The following is a 21,971-nucleotide window of genomic DNA, read 5'->3' as shown; positions in this document are numbered from 1 at the left end:
AAGGTGTTGGGGTTCAAGCTACGGCGCCTAAATTGCAGTTTGGCTTGTCATCAATCAAATTGTTTGTTGTTATGCGAGCTATCAGTGAGGCCGATAACGATGAACCTGTTCCAACTGCGTGCATTCGATGCCGTGGCCCGTGAGGGCAGTTTTACCCGCGCGGCGGCTCGGCTGTTTATCAGCCAGCCGGCAGTGACCGGGCATATCAAGGCGCTTGAGGAGCACTACCAGATCCCGCTGTTGCGCCGCACCGCCCGCCGGGTGGAGTTGACCGAGGAGGGCGCACGCCTGGCGGCCATCACGCGGGCGATCTTCGGTTTGGTCGACGAGGCGCAAACCATGCTGGAGGCCAACCGCCAGTTGCTCACCGGGCGCCTGGAAGTGGCGGCGGACGGCCCTCACTTGGTCATGCCGATGATCGCCAGCCTGCGCGCGCGCTACCCTGGCATTACCGTGAACCTGCGTTTGGGCAATGCTCAGGAAACCCTGGCGGCGCTGCTGTCCGAACATGCCGATGTGGCGGTGCTCACCGAGGTGGAGCCGCGCAATGGCCTGCACTTGCAACCCCTGGACGAGTCACGGATTTGCGCCTTGGTGCCGGCTGCGCATCCGTGGGCCAGGCAGGCCAGCGGTATTGAACTGGCGCAGCTGCATGAGGTGATCATGGTGCTGCGCGAGCCGAGCTCCATCACCCGCCGCACTTTTGATGACGCGTGCCTGGCGGCGAATGTGCAACCCAAGGTGCTGCTGGAACTGGACAGTCGTGAAGCCGTGACCGAAGCGGTGGCGGCAGAGTTAGGGGTGGGCGTGGTGTCGTCGATGGAGGTCAGCCCGGACCCGCGTGTACAGGCGGTACCGATCCTGGGCGATGGCCTGCTGAACCGGCACATGCTCGGCTGCATGGAGCGGCGCCGCTCGCTGCGCTTGATTCAGGCGTTTTTCGAGTTGGCGTGAAGGCTCTCACGCACGATCTCCAGGAAGGTCGCGACCACGCGGCGTGAACTCTGCTCTTTCAGGCACACCAGGGTTTCTTTCATGCGTTGTGTGCAATCGCGGATCGGCATGGCGTATACCCGCGCGTCGGCGCCGAACTCTGCCGCCGACACCACGCCCACGCCAATTCCCACCACCACGGCTTCCCGGGCGGCTTCGCGGCCTTCCACCTGGATGGCCGGGCGAATGCGCAGGCCGGCCTGGCGCATTTCCTGCTCCAGGGTTTGACGGGTGACCGAGCCGGTTTCCCGCAGCACCAGCGGAGTGTTATCGAGGTCGGCCAGGCAGATCGATTCGCGCCCGGCCCAGGCATGGTCACGTGCGACAAAAGCCAGAAGTTGATCGTCGGGCAGCGGCAGTGACAACAGGCGCGGATCATCGACATCGCGCCCCAACAGCGCCAGGTCGGCCTGGTAGTTGTAAAGGCGCGACAGCGACTCATCGGTGTTGCCGGTTTCGATTTTCACGCTGATCCCAGGGTAGCGCTGGCAGAAGCGCGCAATCTGCGGCAGTACGTGCACGGGTGCATCCACCGCCAGGGTGAGGGTGCCGGTGAGCAGGGCGCGCGAATCCTGCAGCAATTCTTCGGCTTCGGCTTCGATCACAAACAGGCGCTGGGTGATGCCCAGCAGGCGCTCACCCAGATCGGTCAGGCGCACCGAGCGCTTGTTGCGGTGGAACAGCAACACGCCGAAGCGCTCTTCCAGTTTGCGCACCTGGTCGGAAATCGCAGGCTGGGTCAGGAACAGGCGTTCGGCCGCCCCGGTAAAACTGCCGTGAATTGCCACCGCATGGAAGGCTTTGAGCTGGGCATGGGAAACCGACATAGCGCGTCCTCTTACAAGCTGGGCTTATATTTGAAATACGATAAATCGATTTTACCTATGAGTCAGCCATTGCTTTCATGCGCCTCAGTCGCCGTAGGTTGAGTCCTACAACCACGGCTGCCATGGGGGCAGGCACACCGCACCCATCTGACCAATACCGCGCTCTCCAAGGCCCGGCATTGCAGTGCTCAACCATAAAAACAACAGGCGTTTTCTTTCGATTCTGCCGGCACACTCACACCTGAGGTCAGAACCACCATGAATATCCCTATGGGTAGCATCAAGCGTTGGCGCGTGCAGATTTTTGCCATCACCTGGCTGGCGTATGCCGCGTTCTATTTCACCCGCAAAGCGTTTTCAGTGGCGAAGCTGGGGATCGGCGACGACCCGAGTTTCCCCCTCGACAAAATGATGATGGCCAACCTGGATGGGCTCTACCTCGCCGCGTATGCCGTAGGCCAGTTCACTTGGGGCATGCTTGCCGACCGCTTTGGACCACGGGTGGTGGTGCTCGGTGGCTTGCTGATTTCCGCAGGCGCAGCGCTGGTGATGGGCACCTTTGCCACCTTGCCGATCTTTGTTACCTGCATGTTGGTACAGGGCTTGGCCCAGTCCACTGGCTGGTCGGGGCTGTGCAAGAACCTCGGCAGTTTCTTTCCGGCCCAGCAGCGGGGGCGGGTGCTGGGGTTATGGAGTTCGTGTTACGCGTTCGGCGGATTGGTCGCGTCACCGTTTGCCGGTTGGTGGGCCTATACGCTGATCGGTAGTTGGCATGCGGCGTTTATTTCCAGTGCCGCAGTGGTAGCGGTGGTGGCCGTGCTGTTCTTTATGTTCCAGCGCAATACCCCGCAGGATGTGGGCTTGCCGGCAGTCGAGCCTGAGCCGGTGCTGAGCGCCGAGCAGTTGGCCGCCCAGCAGCGCGTCAGCGTACTCGAACCCCTGCGCGCGATCCTGCGTAACCGCACAGTGTTGACCCTGGGGCTGGCGTACTTCCTGCTCAAGCCGGCGCGCTACGCGATTCTGTTGTGGGGGCCGGTGATCGTCTACGAGCAGATGCCGTCGGTGGGCAAGGTCGGCGCCGCCATCGTGCCCACCGCGTTTGAGTTGGCTGGTTTACTGGGGCCAGTGTTGATCGGCCTGGCCTCCGACAAACTGTTCGGCGCCCGGCGCATGCCCGCCTGTGTGCTGAGCCTGTTGGCGCTGACGGTTGCCCTGGCGCTTTTCATGGGCGCGCTGCACACCGGCAGTGTGGTGCTGGTGATGACGTTGCTGTTTGTCATGGGGCTGACGCTGTATGGGCCCGACTCAATGATCAGCAGCACGGCGGCCATCGACTTCGGCACCGCCAAGGCCGGCGCTACCGCCGCGGGTTTTGTGAACGGCTGCGGTTCGGTGGGGGCGATTCTGGGTGGTTTGCTGCCAGGCTATTTCGATACCGTGACGGTATTTATCGTGTTTGCCGGTGCGGCGCTGTTTTCTTCGTTGGTGCTGATGCCCTACTGGAATGCCAGGCCCGCCGTACTGGCCCAGGCGGGGGATTTTGTGCCGGACCGCAATGCGGTGATCAAACCCTTGCGCACCTGAGTACCCTGGCCGGTTTTTTGGTGGAACGAAGCGTTCTCGCGCTATAAACTCTGCCCCCAAAGCGCCGGCCAGTAGACGTTTCGGCGCGATGGAAATAAGAGAGTGAGTCATGGGCGCACAGTGGAAAGTCAAACATAAAGAAGCGGCAGCCAATGCCAAGGGCAAGATTTTCGGCAAGCTGGTGAAAGAAATCACCATCGCCGCCCGCAACGGCGCCGATACCGCGACCAACGCGCACCTGCGCCTGGTGGTGGAACAGGCCAAAAAAGCCTCGATGCCCAAGGAAACCCTGGACCGCGCAATCAAAAAGGGCGCCGGTCTGCTCGGTGAGACCGTGCAATACCACCGCGTGACCTACGAAGGTTTCGCGCCGCACCAGGTGCCTTTGATCGTCGAGTGCGTGACCGACAACATCAACCGCACCGTGGCGGAAATCCGCGTGGCCTTCCGCAAGGGCCAACTGGGCGCTTCCGGTTCGGTGGCCTGGGATTTCAACCATGTGGGCCTGATCGAAGCATCGCCGGACACGCCAGACGCCGATCCAGAAATGGCCGCCATCGAAGCCGGCGCCCAGGACTTTGAAGAGGGTGAAGAAGGCTCCACCTTGTTCATTACCGAAACCACCGACCTGGATGCCGTGCAGAAAGCCTTGCCGGAGCAGGGCTTCACCGTGCTGTCGGCCAAGCTGGGTTATATCTCCAAGAACCCGGTCAGCGGTTTGACCGATGAGCAGATGGCAGAAGTCGAGGCGTTCCTGGAAGGCCTGGACAACCATGATGATGTGCAGGATATGTTTGTCGGCCTGGCGGGCTGATGTTTATCTGAGTACACGCGGTCAACCTGTGGGAGCGGGCTTGCTCGCGAATGCGGTGTGACAGTCAACAGATGTATTGGCTGTTCCACCGCATTCGCGAGCAAGCCCGCTCCCACATTGGTTTAGTGGTGTTGCATAGATTCGAGCAAGACCTCAATTTCTTCAAAGCCCGGCCGCGCCAGCACATCCGGCTGGCAGCAGCGTTGTTGAAGTGCCTGCAAGCCTTCGTCACTGGCCTCAACCCGCTCCAACAATTCCCCCAGCAACACTCCGAACGCGCGCACTTCAATACGCTGCAGCGCGCGGGTTTCCAACGTGTCCGCCGTGGCATGGAAGGAGGCCGCGCCAAAGTCTCCCAGCAAGCAATCACCTTCTGCGTTCCACAAAATATTGTGACCATACAGGTCACCATGGGTAATGCCGTGCCGATGCAGGTGCGCCGCCACCGAAGCAATGCCCTGCGCCATGCGCAGTGCTACGTCCAGGCTGAAACGGGTGGTGGGTGCGTAGACATCCCGCGTGCACGACGCCAGGCTCGGCAGGGCTGCGAGGTTGCGGTAACTGGGGTCGATCAGCTCCATCACCAGGGCGGCCTGGTTATCGGGATGGCCGACGACGCGTCCTTCAACCTTGATCAGGCTGGGATGCAGGCCGGCAGCGATGCAGGCTTGCATTTCATGCAGCGGTGAACCGTCGCTGGTGATGGTGCCCTTGTACAGCTTGACCGCGACCGGCAACGCCCGGGGTTTCCACAGCGCCTTGCGAATAATCCCCGAAGCGCCTTCGCCAAGGACTTCGCCCATGTCCAGTTCCTGCCAGGCGATGTTCGGCGTCGCCTCATCACTGCTCACCTGCACGGCCATTTCCACCGGGTTGCCGGCGTAGGCCAGCCAGGTCAGGCTCGGCAGGGTCAGCAGCCACTGCGGTAGTTGGGTGAGGCGGTTGGAGGCGATGCGGATCAACTCCAGGTGTTGGCACTGGGCCAGGCTTGGCGGCAGGTCGGTCAACTGGTTACCGGCCAACATCAACTTTTGCAGTAACGGGCGCTGACCCAGTTCATCGGGCAATTGGCGGATGCAGTTGTCGGTGAGGATTAGCCAGCGCAATTGTGGCGGCAGGGCAGCGGCGGCTACCTGGCTGATCTGGTTGGCCTTGAAGCCGATCATGCTCAGCTTGGCGCACTGGCCCAGGCATTGCGGCAGTTCGGTAAAGGCGTTGTCCGAACAGAACAGCACGCGCAGGTTCGTCAGGCGGTGCAGGTCGTCGGGCAAGCTGCTCAGGGCGTTGCCGGTGAGGTTGAGGATTTCCAGCGAGTCGGCCAGTTCGAAGATTTCCCGGGGAAACTCGGTCAGCCCGCAGGCCAGGTCCAGGCGCGTAACGCCAGCCAATTGGCCAGCCTTGAGTTGGGCGAGGGTATTCATGCAGGGCGCGGTGCTCGGAAGAGGGCGTAAAAGGCGCTCATGATAGCGGCTCGGACGCGGTTTGCGGGCACAGCGTCTGCAATTGGCGCAGGCGACTGGCGGTGCGGGCGAGGTCGATGGCTTGGCCTTCCAGGCATTTATCCAAGGGCTGATGGCCGATCAGCGTCACTTGCTTGTCCTGGTCGTAGAGCACGTCTACCAGGTTGATAAAGCGCTGTTGCACGGCGATGGGGCATTCGGCCAACTGCGGCAGGCCGTCGATGATCCAGTGGTCGAAGTCCTGGCACAACAACAGGTAATCCATGACCGCCGTGAGTTTTTCGCACAGGTCATTGAAGGTGAACGCGATGGTGCGTGCCTGATGGCCTCGGCACGTTAACTGCCGAGTGCCGACCTTCAGGGTTTGCGCCGGGCAATCTGTGGCAGGCAGGCCCAGGCTTTCACGCTGGCCAGCGGTACCTGGCCAGACGTACTGGCCGCCCGTGAAGCGCTGTTGCGCGTGGGCCTGGGCCAGGCTGCGAAAGTCCTGAGGCGCACTGACTTCCAGCACCTCCATGCGCGCGGCGATCAGCTCGATCACCGGTTTGAAACGCTCGTGATACAGCGGATTGGGCAGCAAGCCTTCGGGTGGGTAGTTGGAGGTCACCAACACCAGCACACCGCGCTGGAACAGGGCCTTGAACAAACGGCTGATGAGCATCGCATCGCCGATATCGTGCACATGGAATTCGTCGAAACACAGCACTCGGCAGCCGGCCAGCAGCTCGTCCAGCGTGACGCCCAGAGCATCATCATGTCCGCGGTGCAGGAACATGCCTTGGTGCAGCCGGGCGAAGAAAGTGTGGAAATGCACACGTTGCTTCTCGGCGATGGGCAGTGCCTGGAAAAATCCATCCAGCAGCCAGCTTTTGCCACGCCCCACCGGGCCATGCAGGTACAGGCTGCGCGTGGCCTGGCCGTTGAGCAGGTGTTGAGCTTCGCGATTCAGGGCGGTAATCGCCCGGATTTGCCCATCACTGAGGGTATAGCCCTGTTGTTCGGCCTTTTTTTGAAAATACGCCGGGATAGGCGAGGCGTCCGAGGCGTCGGTTTTTTTACCCAGCAGGCGCTGGAGCAGGGCAAGCACGGCCAAGAATAAACACTCTGTATTACGGTGGTCGCTCACTGTAGGACGCCCGATGCCATTTGACCAATGGTGAAGGGCCCCAAGCCTTGCAAACTGGCACTTTCGCGTTAACTGGCTAACCTCATACACAGTTGTCACCCCTGTATAAGGAATTGGGGCTGTGAAGGGACCGTCGGTATTGGCTGTCATGGGCACGATGCTCTGCAACACGGTGTTTGCTGCGCAACTCCAGGTGCAGGTGCGCATCGACGTGCAGCGGGGTTGCCAGTTGGTGGGCACCACCCGCAATGCGGGCATCGAGCAACTTGGCGTATTGGATTTCGGCAGCGGCCCGCGTCTGGATGACCCGGCCGGCCCCCTGAGTGCGGCCCTGATCAGCCAGCGCCAGCCGCGCCTGGAATGTAACCCCGACACGCCTTACCAAATGCGCGTTGACGGCGGCCTGCATGGCGGCGCCGGCGAAGTGCGTTATCTCGCCAATCCGGCGCCCTCCAGCCGGCCCATTCCCTATCGAATCTATGCTGACGCCGCGCGGCTGATCCCCTTGCCGGTGGACGTGCCGATCAGTGGCCGCGTGCCGGACACTGGCTCTGTCGACCTGCCGCTGTATGGGCGCATCGAACCGCTCAAGGACATCCCCGCCGTCGGCCGTTATTCCGACCTGCTCAAGGTCACGGTCACATGGTAAGCCGCTACCTGGCCGTGACGGCCCTGGGTGGCCTGCTGTTGCTGGCGGATGACGCGCAGGCGGCGGTGGTCAACGGCCAGGTCCATGCGCGGTTGGTAATCACCGCCAGTTGCGAAGTGAGCAAGGGCGTGGAAACCGCGCCGGTCACACCCGAAGGCGGCACCGCGCTGTTGGACTTTGGCAGCCAGGGGCCGACGTGGAACGAGACCTTGGACGCGGCGATCTCCGATGGCGACAAGGCGCCGCTGTCGGTGTCCTGCAATCCTTCGGTGGTCAGCAGTTTCACGGTGACCATCGATGGGGGGGCTAACGGCGACGGGACCACGCGGCGCCTGAGCAATGGCCGCCAGACCATTCCCTATCGACTGTCGGCTGACCCCCAGGGGCGCAGTGCCTACAGGATCGGCCAGCAACGCAATTTCGTCGTGACCCAGGGCACCCAGGTACCGATCCCGGTATTCGGTTCCGTGGTGGCGAATACCAGGGCCCTACCGGCCGGCCTCTACACAGACACCCTGACGGTGACTCTGGATTGGTAAACCATGAGGATGGATATCATGCATGTACTTGTATCGCGAATCGGCCTCTGTGCCCTGGGCCTGGGGCTGGCGTCCAGCCTGAACGCGGCGACCACGGTGACCGGGCAGATCAGTTCCAGCCTGACCTTGATCGCCAGTTGCCAGGTCAACGGCTCTGGAGCGGCCACCGGGCTGAATTTCGGTAGCTTGAACTTCGGCACCACCAACAGCCTGTTTACCAATGCCGACGCCCAGCTGCTCGGCGGCACCGGTACCGGCGGGGCGTTGTCGATCCTGTGTTCGGCTGGCACCGCGCCAACGATCAAGGTGCGTGCCGGCGCCCACGACGGTGCTTCCCCCGGTGGCACCCGTGCGCTGGCCGATGGCGTGGGTAACTTCGTGCCCTACGATTTCTACACTGACAGCGGGCGTTCAGCGCTATTGGCGATTGACGGCGTGGTGACCCTCGCCACCAGTACCGGCGTGGCGCAGACCGTCAACCTTTACGGCCGGGCGGTGGGCAAGGCGGGACTGCCGGCGGGCACCTACACCGACACCGTGGCCGTGGAACTGACGTTCTAACGATGTGGCCCAGGGTGTTGCTCGCCATCGGCCTGGCGATACCGTTGCCGCTGTCGGCGGTGGTCAACCAGAGCTTCCAGGTGAGTGCGACCATCACGCCGGGCTGTCTGATTGTGGGCGGCGGCGCCAACTACGGCACCTTGGCCTACGGCAGCTATTCGGCCCTGGCCACCAGCACGGTCACAGCGGCTCTCACTGGCGGCGTAACCCTGCAATGCACGCCGGGCGTGGCCCTGAGCATGAGCGTGGATGGCGGCCTGTACAGCAGCACCGGACGCAATTTGCAGCTCAACAGTGGCAGCGCGCGGGTGGCTTACCAATTGTTTCGCGATGCGGCGTTCAGCCAGAGCCTGGGGATCAACCAGAGCGTCAGCGTGACCTACAGCGATGCGAGCAACATCAGCCTGCCGATTTACGGGCGGGTGGTTTTACCGGGCAATCAGCCTGGGGGGACGTACAGCGACACGCTGCAGGTGCAGCTGACGTGGTAGGGCTAACGGTTTAAGGAGGGGTGTCATGGGTTGTGCTTTGCGACGGTTATGGACCGCGGGTTTCGCCTTGGGGGCGTTGTGCTCGGCAGGGTTTGTACAGGCGGCCAGTTCGGTGCTGATCTGGCCCATCGACCCGGTGCTGGAGGCTGACCAACAGGCCAGCGCGCTGTGGCTGGAGAACCGTGGCACCGAGACCGCCAACCTGCAGATCCGCGTGTTTGCCTGGAGCCAGAATGGCTTTGACGAGCAGTACCAGAACCAGCGCGATGTGATCGGCAGCCCGCCGGTGGCCAAGATCGAGCCGGGCCAGAAGCAACTGGTGCGCCTGACCCGCACCCGGGAAGTGCCGCCGGGGCAGGAGTTGGCCTATCGCATCATCATTGATGAAATCCCCTCGGCGTTGCAGGTGCCGGCGCCGCCGGAGGGCAAGAACACGGCGGCGGCGATTCGCTTTCAGATGCGTTATTCGGTGCCGCTGTTTGCCTACGGCGCCGGCTTGTGGAGCAAAGATGACGCTACCCGGCAGCGCGATCCCAAGGGCGCGGGCAAGCCGCAGTTGAGCTGGCAAAAGGTCAACGTGGCAGGGCGCAACTACATCGAGGTGCGCAACCAGGGCGCCGTGCATGCGCGGCTTACCGATGCGTCATTCAAACAGGGCGGGCAGACCCGGCCGTTGGTGGACGGTTTGCTCGGCTATGTGCTGCCGGGCGCGAGCATGCGTTGGCCGGTGCCGGACGCCGTATCGGCCGACCAGCCGTTGCAGGTCAGGGTCAACGGCGCGCCGCAACTGGAGAGCCTGGCGCCCAAGCGCTAACCGTTATGTAGCGCAACGGGCACACGCCCGGGTTTTCACAGGATGGAGATGTCCATTGAAGGACACAACGCCATGGTGAGTCGTGGTTGGGCTCGGGTTTTATGGCCGTCGGTGGCAGTGGCAAGCGGGCTGTGGGGCGCAGCGATGGCGGGCGACTTGCCGCCGCCGCCCGGCAGCATGGAGGCAGTTGCCGATGCACAGCTGTTTCTGGAACTGGTGGTCAACCAGATGGACACCGGCCGCGTTATCGCGGTCGAGCAGCGCGCCGGCCAGCTGTTTGTGCCGGCCAGCGCGTTGCAGGACGTGGGCATGAAACTGCCCGGTGAGCCCGTCGGCAGTGTGGCCCTGGACCAGGTGCCGGGCCTGCACAGCGACTACGACAGCAACGGCCAGCGCCTGCTGCTGGATGTGCCGCCTTCCTGGCTGCAGGAACAGTTCATCGGCAACCGCAATACCTATCCGCGTACCCAGGCCATGAGCAGCTTCGGCGCCTTGCTCAACTATGACGTGTATTTCAATGACACCGACGACGGCGGCAGTTACCTCGCGGCGTGGAACGAAGTGCGGCTGTTCGACACCTGGGGCACCTTGTCCAACACCGGGCAACTGCGCCAGACCCTGTCCGACGGAGTCAGCGGCGGTACCCTCAACAATGGTTACCGACGTTACGACACCACCTGGCGTTTCTCCGACGATGAGCGCCTGCTGACCTACGAGGCTGGCGACGTGATCAGCGGCGCGCTGCCCTGGAGCAGTTCGGTGCGCCTGGGCGGGGTGCAACTGTCGCGGGACTTTGCCGTGCGCCCCGACCTGGTCACGTACCCCTTGCCGCAGTTTGCCGGTGAGGCGGCGGTGCCGTCGTCGGTGGATCTGTTTATCAACGGCTATAAATCCGACAGCGCACAGTTGGAACCCGGCCCCTACACCCTGACCAACATCCCGTTTATCAACGGTGCCGGCGAGGCCGTGGTGGTCACCACCGATGCCCTGGGACGCCAAGTGTCGACCACGGTGCCGTTCTACGTCACCAGCACCTTGCTGCAACAAGGCTTGACGGATTTTTCGCTGGCCGCCGGTACCTTGCGCCGTGACTACACTCTGCGGGACTTCGGCTACGGGCCGGGCGTGGCCAGTGGCACGTTCCGCTACGGCTATTCCGATAACCTGACCCTGGAAAGCCACGCCGAAGCCTCCAGCGACCTGACCCTCGGTGGGCTCGGCGGCAACCTGCGCCTGGGCAACTTCGGCGTGCTCAATACCGCCCTCAGCCAGAGCCAGTTCGACAGCCGCACGGGCCAGCAACTGAGCCTCGGTTACCAGTACAACAGCACGCGCTACAGCTTTATGTACCAACGGGTGGAGCGCCGCGACGACTACGCCGACCTGACCCTGGTCGATACCCCTTACGCCAGCCTCAGCAAGCGCAGCGAGCAGGTGACCCTGAGCCTCAACCTCCAACGTTTCGGCAGCCTGGGCCTGGGTTATTTCGACGTGCAGGCGGCGGACGACTCGCGCACGCGCCTGCTCAACCTGAGCTGGAGCAAACCGTTGTGGCGCAACACCAGCTTTTATCTGTCAGCCAACCGCGAAATCGGTGACAGCAACTGGGCCATGCAGGCGCAACTGGTCATCCCGTTCGACCTCAACGGCAGCCTGGCCTTGAGTACCGAGCGCAGCAAGGACGGCGCCAGTCGCCAGCGCATCAACTACAGCCGCGCGGTGCCCAGCGAAGGCGGGGTGGGCTACAACCTCGGCTATGCCCAGGGCGATGCGCCCAGCTATCGACAGGCCGACCTGACCTGGCGCTTGCAGTCGGTGCAGTTGCAGGCCGGCGTGTACGGCAGCAGCGAGGCCATGACGCGCTGGGCCGATGCCAGCGGCTCACTGGTGTGGATGGGCGGCGAAACCTTTGCCGCCAACCGCATCAATGACGCCTTTGTGGTCGTGAGCACCCAGGGCTTTGCCGGGATTCCGGTGCGCTACGAAAACCAGCTGGTGGGCCAGACCGACCGCAACGGCCATTTGCTGGTGCCGTGGAGCAGTGCCTATTACCGCGGCAAATACGAGATCGACCCGTTGAACCTACCGGCGAATGTGCAAAGCCCCAATGTGGAACAGCGCGTGTCGGTGCGCCGAGGCAGTGGCTACCTGCTGGAATTCCCCCTGCGCCGGGTGCTCGCTGCAAGCATCACCCTGGTGGACCGCCAGCATCAGGAGTTGCCGCTGGGCAGCCTGGTGGTGCACGAGCAAAGCAACACCCAGGCGGTGGTCGGCTGGGATGGCCTGGTGTACCTGGAAAACCTCAGCGCCCACAACACCTTGCAGGTCACTTTGGGACAGGGCCGCACCTGCCAGGCAACCTTCGATATGGACGAGCAGCAACAGGACGTGCCCTTGATCGGGCCATTAGTGTGCCAATGAGGGATTGAACAGGGAGTGTTCAGGTGAGGGGCAGCGTAGGGTTGTATGGCGTGGGTTTGTTGTTTTGCGGGCAGGCCATGGCGGCGTGTTCGGTGGTGTCCACCGTGCCGGCCAGTTTTGGTTCGATCAGTTCGATGACGGTGCGCACCGCCGCGCAAACCAGCTCTACGGCCAACTCAGGGTTGAGTTGCACCTCGGCGCTGATATCGCTGCTGGTGTCCACCGACCATTTTTACGCCACGATCACCTCGCCCCAGACCGGTATGGTCGGGCCGACCGGTGATGTGATCAGCTACACGATTTATGGCAACAACAGCACCAGCTATCCCATCACCCGTGGCAGCCAATTCGATTTCGGCGGCGCTGGCGGCATCGCCCAGAGCATCGGCCTGATCGCCGGGCCCGGCGCGAAAACTGTGCCGTTGTACCTGAGCAGCATCACTGGCAGCAACGTCGCCGCCGGGGTGTACACCGAGACATTGAGCATCGCCTGGGTGTGGAATTATTGCTCGGGGATCGGCCTTGGCGGCATTTGCCTGGGACGTGACATTGGCAGCGGCACGGCGTCCCTGACCGTCAGCATGACCGTGACCAACGATTGCCAGATCACCGCCCCGAATATCAGCTTCGGCAGCGCGCCGGTGGTCAGTGGGTTTAGTGCGGTGAGCGGGCAGACCATCAACATCGCCTGCACCAAGGGCAGCGCCTATACCGTGGGCTTGAGCGATGGCCAGAACCCGGTGAGTGTCGGCGGCCGGCGGCGCATGGTTTCCGGCGGCAATTACCTGGCCTATGACATTTTCAAAAGTGCCGGCACCACGCGTTGGGGCAGTGTCGGCGCGGCGCGGCGGGCCAGCTCCACGGCCGAGGTCAATCCCGGCAACGGCTTGGGTAATGGCAGCCAGGTGTACAACTACAACGCCAAGGTCTACACCGACCAGCCCACGCCGCCGGCTGGCACCTATCTGGATAACGTGGTGCTGGACGTCGGTTTCTAGAATGGCGTCTGCAACGCGGCGGCCTGATCCACCGGGCTGACCATCGCGTAGTTGTAGCCGCCGCCCGACCAGTAGTCGGCCTGCAAGCCATCGGCACTGCGGCTGCCGCGAGGCAGGAAACCGTTGTTCGGGCCCGGCGGGCGGATATAGAAGCTGATGCGCCGGCCTTGCGCGTCCTGGTACAGCACCATGGCTGCCGCGCCTTGGTCGGTGGTGAGCAGGCGCCCGCTGACCGGCTTGAAACCGGCTTGGCTCAGGTCGGGCAGGCGATGGGCCTGGTTGAAATAACGGTCGAGCCAGGCCTGCATGGTGCCAGGGTCCTGAGCGTTGTAGTCGGCAGGCATGATGCCGTCCTGGGCAAACAGGCGGTAGGCCTGCATGGCGTCGGTCATCGGCAACAGCGGCGGCTGGGTGGCTTCACGGGCGTGCCAACCGCCAACCCCGCCGAGGCTCACGGCGATCAGCAACAACGCCGCCGTGGCCAAGTGCCGACGGGACTGTTTCTTGATGCGCTGGTGAATCAGCGCCGGGTCCAATGCCGGGTTGTGCGGCTGTTGCAGGGCGCCGCTCAACGACGCGCGCAGCAACTGCGCATCTTGTTGCCAGGCCTGTACCCGGGCCGCCACTTCGGGGTGGCTGGCCAGCCAGGTTTCAAGCACACAGCGATCAGTGTCCGGCAATTGGTGATCGACGTAGGCATGTAAATCGCGTTCGCTGGGGGGCAGGCTGATCATTTGAGTCTCCGCAGGGCAGGGCCGGCCATTTCGCCATCGCTGAGCTGACGCAACGCTTGGCGTGCGCGGGACAGGCGTGACATTACGGTGCCGATGGGCACCTTGAGGATCTCGGCCACTTCCTTGTAGCTCAAGCCCTCGACGGACACCCACAGCAACAGGGCGCGCTGTTCGGTGTTCAGTTGGTCGAAGGCTTGCAGGGTGGATTGGGCCAGCACCGTGCGTTCTACCGAAGGTTGCACGTCATCGCGGCCGGTGAAGAATTCGAGCATGCGCGCATAGCGGCGGTTGCGGCGGTGGGCGTCGAGGAACTGCCGGTAGAGGATCGAAAACAGCCAGGCGCGCAGGTCGCCCTCGATACGTTTATCGGCCCAGGCGACGATCGCGCGCTCCAGGGTCGATTGCACCAGGTCATCGGCGCTGCTGCTGTTGCGCGTCAGGGACACGGCAAAACGCCGCAACCTGGGGATGAGTTCGCGTAACTGTTCGTCGAGTTCATGCATGGGTGTCTGGCTGATCACTACGCTGGGACTAGAGAGACGTTTGGCGTTGAAGGTTATTCCCCGTCCCGCAAAATAAATCCAGGGCCTGGGAATAGAGCCCATCGGCGTTCGTCTTAATGCTCCGACCTTATGTTTCAGCCTGAGGCCTCTGGCCCTGGAGTTCCTGCATGGTAGATCACTCATCACCACCCCGTCCTCCCTTGAGCACTGCGAGCCTGATCGCACGACTCGCCGGCATCGGTGCCGTGGTTGCGGTTGTTGCCGGCGCATTTGCCTACGTCAATGGCACGCTCGACCCACAACGCCTGCGGCCAAAAACCTTGGTCAATGCCCTGGAAACCAATAACGGCGTGCATCCGGGTTTTCGCCGTAACCATGCCAAGGGCGTATGCGTGGCGGGTTATTTCCAGAGCAGTACCGAGGCCCGTGCCTATTCCAGCGCCCAGGTGTTCAGCGAGGCCAAGACCCCGATCATCGGCCGGTTTGCCTTGCCCAGCGGCAACCCCTACGCGCCGGACAGCAGTGTGCCGATTCGCAGTTTCGCCGTGCAGTTCAGCCAGGCCAACGGCCAGCAATGGCGTACAGGGATGAACAGCATGCCGGTGTTCCCGGTGGGCACGCCCGAGGCGTTCTACCAGTTGCTCAAGGCCGGCGCGCCAGACCCGGCCACTGGCAAGCCGAACCCGTCGAGCATGCCGGCTTTTTTTGCCGCACACCCGGAGACAGCGCCATTCTTGGCCTGGGTCAAGACCGCCAGGCCATCGGCCAGTTATGCGACTGAAACCTATAACGGCATCAACGCGTTTTACCTGGTGGCTGCCGATGGTTCGCGCCAGGCCGTGCGCTGGGAGGTGGTGCCCCAGAGCCAGGATGCGGCGGGTGATACCGCACCTGCTGGCAGTGACTTCCTGGAGCAGGATTTGGTGCGACGCCTGGCTGCTGGGCCCTTGCGTTGGCAGTTGAACATGACCCTGGCCAACCCCGGCGACCCGCTGGACGACGCAAGCAAGACTTGGACCGGCGCGCACAAGGTACTCAACGCCGGCACGTTGGTGTTGCAAAGCAGCCAGCCCCAGGCAGACGGTGATTGCCGCGATATCAACTTTGACCCGTTGATTCTGCCCAGTGGTATCCAAGCCTCCAACGACCCCTTGCTGGCCGCACGTTCGGCCGCGTATGCCAGTTCGTACCTGCGCCGCGCCGGTGAAGTCAGCCCGTTGCACAGCGCCCCACAGGAGTCGAAGCCATGAATGCTCAACCACGGTTCTTTGCGCCCTTGGCGCGCGTGTTGCACTGGCTGATGGCGTTGATGATCATCGCCATGCTGTTTATCGGCGCGGGTCTGGCGGCGTCGGTGTCGGAGCGCCATGAGTGGCTGATCCACCTGCACAAGCCGCTGGGCATTGCGATTCTGGCACTGGTGATCGTGCGCCTGGCGGTACGTTTTTCCACCCGCCAGCCGCCGTTACCAGCGGATTTGCCGGTGTGGCAGAGGCTGGCAGCCAAGGCCTCTCATGTGCTGTTGTACGCGTTGATGCTGGTGTTGCCGCTGCTGGGTTGGGCGATGATTTCAGCGGCCGGTGACCCGGTGATGCTCAGTAGTAACCTGCAACTGCCCGCGCTGCTGGGGGCGAATGCGCCGTTGTTTGCGTTGTTGCGCAAGGCTCACGGTTATTTGGCCTATCTGCTGTTTCTCACCGTGCTGGTGCATCTGGCAGCCGCGTTATTCCACGGTTTGATCCGCCGCGATGGTGTCTTGCAAAGCATGACCGGCAGCAAGGATTGACCGCTCTTGTGGCGAGCGAGCTTGCTCGCGCTGGGCTGCGAAGCAGCCCCAAAACAGCCTGCTCGGTGTGTCAGGTGATCCGGCAGTGATTTTCATGGGGCCGCTATGCGGCCCAGCGCGAGCAAGCTCGCTCGCCACAAAAAGCTTGTCACAGGGGGTTAGCGCAAACGCCCGACGATATCAGCGACGCTGCTCAAGACGTCCTTGCCCAACTGTTTCGAACGATCGCCTGACCAGCCAGTTCGCAGGTTGGGTGCGTCGTCGTTGTCCTTGAAAGGCATTTCCAGGGTCAGGGACAGGCAGTCGTACTTTTCCCCCACCGCGTTGCAGGCCAGGGTCATGTTGGCTTGGCCAGGCAGGTCGCGGGTGTAGCCGTGGGTGGTCTGGAAGTCTCGGGTCAGGTGGCTCAAATGGCTGCGGAAATGTTTTTCCAGGGCTTCGATGCGCGGCGTGTAGCCGGGGTTGCCTTCGCAGGCGGCGGTGAACACGTAGGGGATTTCTTCATCGCCGTGGATGTCGAGGAACATATCCACGCCGTATTTTTCCATCTGTTGCTGGACGAACAGGACTTCCGGGCTGAGTTCCTGGCTGGCGCTTTGCCATGCGCGGTTAAGGTCCTGGCCCATGGCGTTGGTGCGCAGGTGGCCATGGAAGGCGCCATCCGGGTTCATGTTCGGTACCAGGTACAGGTCTGCGACGGCCAGCAGTTTTTTCAGTTCGTCGTCGCCGTCCTTTTGCAGGCGCTCAATCACGCCCTCCATAAACCACTCGGCCATGTGCTCGCCGGGGTGCTGCTGGGCGATGATCCACACCTTGCGCCGGCCTTCGATCCCTTTGCCACGGCGCAGCAGTTGGATATCGCGGCCTTCAGCGCTCTTGCCGGTGGCTAGCAGGGTGACCCCGGCGTACTTCAGGGCTTGCTCGATCAACCAGTCATGACGTTCACGGCTGTAGGGCTCGAAGTAGGCAAACCAGGCGTACTTTTGCCGGGTCTGGAGGGTGATGTGCAGGATCTCGCCATCAAAGCGCGTCGGTACCCGGAACCAGTTGATATGGTCATAGGACGCCACGGCGTTGTAACCGCTCCAGGCATGCTTGTAGGACGAGCGCCCTGCGTTGCTCAAGCGAAAGGTGTGGGTGTGCCCCACGTGCATGCCTTCGGCCTTGAAGTGGAACCATTGGTAGTGATCGCTGCGGGTGTCGGGATTGATTGCCAGCAACAACTGATAAGCGTCGCTGGCATCCAGGACCTGGATGTTGCCGCTGTCGAAGTCGGTGCTGATCTTGATGGAGGTCAAGGCCACGGTCATAGTCTGGTTGCCTGAATATGAGTGATGTGGCGGCTATCTTACACAGGCGTTCGGTAAAACCTGGATGCAAAAATTGTTGCAGGGGGAGGGGGCGTCATCCCTGACGCCGCCGCAGCTTAGAGTCTATGAGATTGATTCTCAAGCGCTAATTCGCAGAGATACGCGCTAGAGCACTCGGACGACTTTCGTTGGGCGATAGTCTTTTGCTACCATGCGCGGCATCAAGCAACACACAGTCTTCATTAGCCTGAAGCCACGCCAGGAAAACTGGCAAAAAAAAGACCCGGCCAAAGAGCCGGGTCAAAAACCGTGATTAGCCTGATGAGGAGATATTCCAAGAGTCCGACCTAAGGTCTCTTGGTCTATCGACTGATCTTGCGATCAGCTGAGCCCAATAATAATCATTATCATTTGCAAGTCAAATGTTTTTATCCGTGGGATAGAAATATTTTTCTTTCATGCCTGCTACGCGTTTGCCGCCGCTCTGGGCGCTTGCAACGACCGCTCCACCATCGCCTTCGCCATATCGATCAAATACACCACTGAAAACGCCAGGTCGCGTTGGTTGCCCTGATGGCTGCACGCCGACTCGTAGGCGGTTGCCGCTGCACTGCGCAACAGGTCCGAGGCGTGTATCAGGGCTTCCTCCTGGCTGACATCGGATTTGATCGCGAACATGGCCCCGTCCGAATCCGGCGTCGACCGATTTTCTTTCAAGTAGTAGTCCAGTGCGCGCTGGGCTGCGCCACTGTTGCACATGTCGTTTACTTCAGTCAGTTCGGATGTGTCGGGCGTTGGGTGTGTGCGGGTCGTCATAAGCGGCAGTACTCCGGTGGGTGTCGAAATCCTTGGGCTTGATGATAGTACGTATCGTATTCCTGTCGTTTTATGGATTACTACAAACTGTTTATTGCCCGCAAAAATGGGCGCCGTATTGTGATGCGCCATGGATAACTGGATAGCGTTGGTCAAAGCCAACATGAAAGACCGCAAGGTCACGCAGGATGAACTGGCGCAGCGCCTGGGGATGTCCCAGGGCGGCATCGGCCATTGGCTCAATAAACGCCGCGTGCCGAGCCTGGCGGACATGAACCGCGTGCTGGCCGAACTGGGGCTGGGGTATTTGGAGGTGGCGCTGGAGATTCGTGAACGGGCCGCGCAAGTGCCTGAACGGGAAGCGCACTACAACCCGTATTTCCGCTACCCGGTCAGCGACTGGAAGCAGGCCTGCGAGCTGCGTGAAGAGCGTGCGCCTTATAGCACCGAGCGCTACGAATTGACCGATTACCACGCCCGAGGCGAGGCATTCTGGCTGCCGGTGACGGGAGACGCCATGACCGCCCCCACGGGCATGAGCATTGCGGCTGGCATGATGATCCTGGTTGACCCGGCCATCGCGCCCGAGCCCGGCAGGCTGGTGGTGGCCCAATGGGCTGGCACCCCCCAGGCCACCTTTCGCCGATTGCAGGAAGAAAGCGGCCAGCACTACCTGGTGCCGCTCAACCCCACTTACCCCAAGGTGCTGCTCACCGACGGCTGCCGCCTCCTGGGTGTGGTGGTGCAAGCCACGGCGAAGTTCTAGCCGGCCGTTTCAAGCTCCACCAGCGCGCTGCCTTCTGCCACCATTTCACCTTCCTGGCAGAACAGCGCCTTGACCACCCCGGCGTGGGGCGCCCGGATGCTGTGCTCCATCTTCATGGCTTCGAGCACCACCAGTTGAGCGCCGGCTTCAACAGTTTGGCCCACCTCCACGAGTACTCGCACGATGCTGCCGTTCATCGGTGCGGTGAGGCCGCCCTGATGAGATTGACTGGCTTCGACCGCCGCAATCGGGTCGAACAGGCTGACGGCATGCATCTCGCCGTCCCAACGCAGGTACAGGCTGCCTTCACTGCGCACCGCCAGATGAGCACGGCGCACGCCCTGATGTTCAGTCAGCAACTGTTCGCCGCATAACTGAGACGGTTGCCCGGTCAGTGTCACCAACCGATCCTGCCCATTGCAGCTCAGGTGCAGCGACACCTCGGCAGGCAGGCCCGCACGAAAGCCCTGGCGATTGGCCCAAGGCCCGTCACCCGCCGGCAAGCTCTGCATAAACGCCGAGCCCGCCGCCTGCCAGAACTCATCGCTCAAGGCCCCTGGCGTCGGCAACAGCTCATCCTGATAGCGCGGGATAAACCCGGTGTCCAATTCGGCGGCGGCAAACGCAGGGTGCCCGATGATGCGCCGCAAAAAGCCCAGGTTGGTCTTGAGCCCGCCGACCGCAAACTCATCCAGCATGCTCAATAAGCGCAGGCGCGCCTGTTCGCGGTCTTCACCCCAGGCAATCAACTTGCCGAGCATCGGGTCGTAGAAGGGCGACACGCTGTCGCCTTGCTCGACGCCACTGTCCACGCGGCGTCCAGGGCCCTGGCTGGACTCGCGGTACAGCGCCAGGTGCCCGGTGGCGGGCAGAAAGTCATTGGCCGGGTCTTCGGCATACAGCCGCACTTCAATTGCATGACCGTTCAACGCGACCTGTTCTTGCGTGATCGGTAGCGCCTCACCTTGGGCCACCCGGATCTGCCAGGCCACCAGGTCGAGGCCGGTAATCGCTTCGGTCACCGGATGCTCGACTTGCAGCCGCGTGTTCATCTCCATGAAGAAAAACTCGCCACGGGCATCCAGCAAAAACTCCACCGTACCTGCGCCGACATACCCGATGGCCTGGGCAGCGCGCACGGCCGCTTCGCCCATGGCCCGGCGCTGCTCGACACTCAAGCCGGGTGCCGGGGCTTCTTCCACGACTTTCTGATGGCGCCGCTGGATCGAGCAGTCGCGCTCATTGAGGTACAGGCAATGACCTTGCTGGTCGGCAAACACTTGGATCTCGACATGCCGCGGCTTGAGCAGGTATTTCTCCACCAGCATCTGCCCGTTGCCGAACGACGACAGCGCCTCACGCTGGGCGGAGGCCAGGGCTTCGGCCAGTTGGCTGACGTCCTCGACCACCTTCATACCCTTGCCACCGCCGCCCGCCGTGGCCTTGAGCAGCACCGGGTAGCCGATACGCTCACAGGCGGCGCGGAAGGTCTCCAGGTCCTGGGCCTCGCCGTGATAACCCGGCACAAGGGGTACGCCAGCCGTTTCCATCAAGGCCTTGGCCGCGGATTTGCTGCCCATGGCGTCGATGGCCGAGGCGGGCGGGCCGAGGAAGATCAAGCCTGCCGCCTCGATGGCTCGGGCGAAGCCGGCGTTTTCTGAAAGGAAGCCGTAGCCGGGGTGAATCGCCTGGGCGCCGCTGGCGTGGGCGGCGGCAATCAGCTTGTCGATTTGCAGGTAACTGTCGGTGGCTTTGCTGCCGCCCAGGTCGACGCGGATATCGGCTTCACGGCTATGGCGGGCATCGCGGTCGATGGCGCTGTGCACAGCCACGGTGGTCAACCCCATGGCCTTGGCGGTGCGCATGACCCGGCAGGCGATCTCGCCACGGTTGGCCACCAGAACGGTGGTGAGTGTGCTCATGAGCGTGGCTCCTGATTTTGCCAACTTGGCGCACGCTTTTGCAGAAACGCGCGCAAACCTTCCTGGCCCTCGGCGCTCACCCGAATACGCGCAATGGCATTTTCGCAATAGCGTCGCAATGCGGGGGTGAGGGCACCGTTGCCCACTTCGCGCAGCAAATCCTTACTGGCACGCATGGCCGCCGGGCTGTTTTGCAGCAGGTTGGTGACCCACAGGTCCACCTGTTGATCCAGGCTCTCGGCCGGATAACTGTCCGCCAGCAAGCCGATCTCCCGTGCGCGCTGGCCGCCGAACCGCTCGGCTGTCAGTGCATAACGACGGGCAGCGCGTTCGCCGATGGCCTGCACCACGAACGGGCTGATCACCGCCGGCGCCAGGCCGATACGCACTTCCGACAGGCAGAACTGCGCATCATCGGCGCCGATGGCCATGTCACAGCAACTGATCAGGCCCAGCGCGCCCCCGTAGGCCGCGCCTTGCACCACCGCCAACGTGGGGATTTTCAGCTTGGACAGGTTGTACATCAGCTCTGCCAGTTCCCGGGCGTCGTCCAGGTTGGTGTGGTAGTCCAACTCGGCCGATTGCTGCATCCAGGCCAGGTCGGCACCGGCGCTGAAGTGCTTGCCACGCCCGCGCAGTACCAGGAAGCGCAGGGACGGGTCGCCTTGTACGCGGTCAAGGGCCAGGATCAGCTCGCGGATCATCTGCGCGTTGAACGCGTTGTTCTTGGCTTCGCGGCTGAGCCACAGCGTGGCAAAGCCACGGCGGTCAGTGATCAGTTCGAGGGTGTTGAAGTCGCTCATGCAAGGAGCTCCGAAATAATGAGAGGCCTCCTGTAGGAGCGAGCTTGTTGTGGC

The 21,971-nt window shown here is 62.4% G+C and carries 22 protein-coding genes; 13 read left to right on the top strand and 9 right to left on the bottom strand.

Annotated features, from left to right (window positions below; translation table 11 throughout):
- Nucleotides 1–99: 99 nt before the first annotated feature.
- A complete protein-coding gene (locus GH769_RS13965) occupies nucleotides 100–954 on the top strand; it encodes a LysR substrate-binding domain-containing protein (protein ID WP_014718975.1) in 855 nt (284 codons plus the stop codon).
- On the opposite strand, the gene GH769_RS13960 is transcribed toward GH769_RS13965, so the two are convergent.
- Nucleotides 930–1,820 (bottom strand): LysR substrate-binding domain-containing protein, encoded by an 891-nt coding sequence (locus GH769_RS13960; protein ID WP_014718974.1) that lies wholly within the window; start codon nucleotides 1,818–1,820, stop codon nucleotides 930–932. The genes GH769_RS13965 and GH769_RS13960 overlap by 25 nt on opposite strands.
- A gap of 258 nt (nucleotides 1,821–2,078) precedes the next feature.
- Between GH769_RS13960 and GH769_RS13955 the strand changes: the two genes are divergently transcribed.
- The gene (locus tag GH769_RS13955) at nucleotides 2,079–3,404 is read left to right on the top strand and encodes an MFS transporter (protein ID WP_020302353.1); all 1,326 of its coding nucleotides are present in this window, start codon (nucleotides 2,079–2,081) and stop codon (nucleotides 3,402–3,404) included.
- A 109-nt stretch (nucleotides 3,405–3,513) separates the two neighbouring features.
- Complete coding sequence (locus tag GH769_RS13950; protein WP_020302352.1) at nucleotides 3,514–4,218, top strand: YebC/PmpR family DNA-binding transcriptional regulator; 705 nt, start codon at nucleotides 3,514–3,516, stop codon at nucleotides 4,216–4,218.
- Nucleotides 4,219–4,340: 122 nt separating this feature from the next.
- Here GH769_RS13950 and GH769_RS13945 read toward each other — a convergent pair whose 3' ends face one another.
- Entirely contained in the window at nucleotides 4,341–5,639 is a 1,299-nt protein-coding gene (locus GH769_RS13945) for a protein kinase (protein ID WP_032903446.1), read from the bottom strand.
- Between the two features lie 37 nt (nucleotides 5,640–5,676).
- Entirely contained in the window at nucleotides 5,677–6,771 is a 1,095-nt protein-coding gene (gene zapE / locus GH769_RS13940; protein WP_032903447.1) for a cell division protein ZapE, read from the bottom strand.
- 190 nt (nucleotides 6,772–6,961) lie between these two features.
- Here zapE and GH769_RS13935 point away from each other — a divergent pair, with 190 nt between their 5' ends.
- The 7 genes from GH769_RS13935 (at nucleotide 6,962) to GH769_RS13905 (ending at nucleotide 13,277) form a co-directional block, all read left to right on the top strand.
- Nucleotides 6,962–7,453, top strand: a complete 492-nt coding sequence (locus GH769_RS13935; protein WP_093114405.1) for a spore coat U domain-containing protein — start codon at nucleotides 6,962–6,964, stop codon at nucleotides 7,451–7,453.
- Nucleotides 7,447–7,992: a spore coat protein U domain-containing protein gene (locus tag GH769_RS13930; RefSeq protein WP_014718969.1), complete on the top strand. Its 546-nt coding sequence runs from the start codon at nucleotides 7,447–7,449 to the stop codon at nucleotides 7,990–7,992. The genes GH769_RS13935 and GH769_RS13930 overlap by 7 nt, the downstream gene beginning before the upstream one ends.
- Nucleotides 7,993–8,010: 18 nt before the next feature.
- On the top strand, nucleotides 8,011–8,553 hold the full coding sequence (locus GH769_RS13925; RefSeq protein WP_003192220.1) for a spore coat protein U domain-containing protein: 543 nt from the start codon (nucleotides 8,011–8,013) through the stop codon (nucleotides 8,551–8,553).
- A 2-nt stretch (nucleotides 8,554–8,555) separates the two neighbouring features.
- Nucleotides 8,556–9,044, top strand: a complete 489-nt coding sequence (locus GH769_RS13920) for a spore coat U domain-containing protein (protein ID WP_014718968.1) — start codon at nucleotides 8,556–8,558, stop codon at nucleotides 9,042–9,044.
- 25 nt (nucleotides 9,045–9,069) lie between these two features.
- Nucleotides 9,070–9,858, top strand: a complete 789-nt coding sequence (locus tag GH769_RS13915; protein WP_014718967.1) for a molecular chaperone — start codon at nucleotides 9,070–9,072, stop codon at nucleotides 9,856–9,858.
- A gap of 72 nt (nucleotides 9,859–9,930) precedes the next feature.
- Entirely contained in the window at nucleotides 9,931–12,279 is a 2,349-nt protein-coding gene (locus tag GH769_RS13910) for a fimbria/pilus outer membrane usher protein (RefSeq protein WP_050587238.1), read from the top strand.
- Between the two features lie 77 nt (nucleotides 12,280–12,356).
- Nucleotides 12,357–13,277 carry a spore coat U domain-containing protein gene (locus GH769_RS13905; RefSeq protein WP_014718965.1) on the top strand — a complete coding sequence of 307 codons (921 nt, stop codon included), beginning with the start codon at nucleotides 12,357–12,359 and terminating at the stop codon, nucleotides 13,275–13,277.
- Here the strand turns inward: GH769_RS13905 and GH769_RS13900 are convergent.
- Nucleotides 13,274–14,011, bottom strand: coding sequence for an anti-sigma factor (locus tag GH769_RS13900; protein WP_032902816.1), 738 nt, complete (start codon nucleotides 14,009–14,011; stop codon nucleotides 13,274–13,276). The genes GH769_RS13905 and GH769_RS13900 overlap by 4 nt on opposite strands.
- A complete protein-coding gene (locus GH769_RS13895; protein ID WP_014718963.1) occupies nucleotides 14,008–14,514 on the bottom strand; it encodes a sigma-70 family RNA polymerase sigma factor in 507 nt (168 codons plus the stop codon). The genes GH769_RS13900 and GH769_RS13895 overlap by 4 nt, the downstream gene beginning before the upstream one ends.
- Before the next feature lie 167 nt (nucleotides 14,515–14,681).
- Here GH769_RS13895 and GH769_RS13890 point away from each other — a divergent pair, with 167 nt between their 5' ends.
- Together GH769_RS13890 and GH769_RS13885 are read left to right on the top strand one after the other, a co-directional pair.
- Nucleotides 14,682–15,764, top strand: a complete 1,083-nt coding sequence (locus GH769_RS13890; RefSeq protein ID WP_014718962.1) for a catalase family peroxidase — start codon at nucleotides 14,682–14,684, stop codon at nucleotides 15,762–15,764.
- Nucleotides 15,761–16,300: a cytochrome b gene (locus GH769_RS13885; RefSeq protein ID WP_003192209.1), complete on the top strand. Its 540-nt coding sequence runs from the start codon at nucleotides 15,761–15,763 to the stop codon at nucleotides 16,298–16,300. The genes GH769_RS13890 and GH769_RS13885 overlap by 4 nt, the downstream gene beginning before the upstream one ends.
- Nucleotides 16,301–16,458: 158 nt before the next feature.
- Here the strand turns inward: GH769_RS13885 and GH769_RS13880 are convergent, their stop codons facing one another.
- Entirely contained in the window at nucleotides 16,459–17,610 is a 1,152-nt protein-coding gene (locus GH769_RS13880) for a M14-type cytosolic carboxypeptidase (RefSeq protein WP_014718961.1), read from the bottom strand.
- Between the two features lie 465 nt (nucleotides 17,611–18,075).
- Complete coding sequence (locus GH769_RS13875) at nucleotides 18,076–18,369, bottom strand: DUF6124 family protein (protein ID WP_014718960.1); 294 nt, start codon at nucleotides 18,367–18,369, stop codon at nucleotides 18,076–18,078.
- A 187-nt stretch (nucleotides 18,370–18,556) separates the two neighbouring features.
- Between GH769_RS13875 and GH769_RS13870 the strand changes: the two genes are divergently transcribed.
- The gene (locus GH769_RS13870; protein ID WP_014718959.1) at nucleotides 18,557–19,192 is read left to right on the top strand and encodes a LexA family transcriptional regulator; all 636 of its coding nucleotides are present in this window, start codon (nucleotides 18,557–18,559) and stop codon (nucleotides 19,190–19,192) included.
- Here the strand turns inward: GH769_RS13870 and GH769_RS13865 are convergent.
- Both GH769_RS13865 and GH769_RS13860 read right to left on the bottom strand, forming a co-directional pair.
- On the bottom strand, nucleotides 19,189–21,114 hold the full coding sequence (locus GH769_RS13865; protein WP_032902817.1) for an acetyl/propionyl/methylcrotonyl-CoA carboxylase subunit alpha: 1,926 nt from the start codon (nucleotides 21,112–21,114) through the stop codon (nucleotides 19,189–19,191). The genes GH769_RS13870 and GH769_RS13865 overlap by 4 nt on opposite strands.
- Nucleotides 21,111–21,917: a gamma-carboxygeranoyl-CoA hydratase gene (locus GH769_RS13860; protein WP_014718957.1), complete on the bottom strand. Its 807-nt coding sequence runs from the start codon at nucleotides 21,915–21,917 to the stop codon at nucleotides 21,111–21,113. Before GH769_RS13860 ends, GH769_RS13865 begins: the two co-directional genes overlap by 4 nt.
- Between the last annotated feature and the right edge of the window lie 54 nt (nucleotides 21,918–21,971).

Source organism: Pseudomonas sp. CFSAN084952 (assembly GCF_009648855.1).
Lineage (GTDB): Bacteria > Pseudomonadota > Gammaproteobacteria > Pseudomonadales > Pseudomonadaceae > Aquipseudomonas > Aquipseudomonas paracarnis.
Note: the sequence above shows the minus strand (reverse complement) of the source record. Positions and strands in the feature narration are given on the sequence as shown.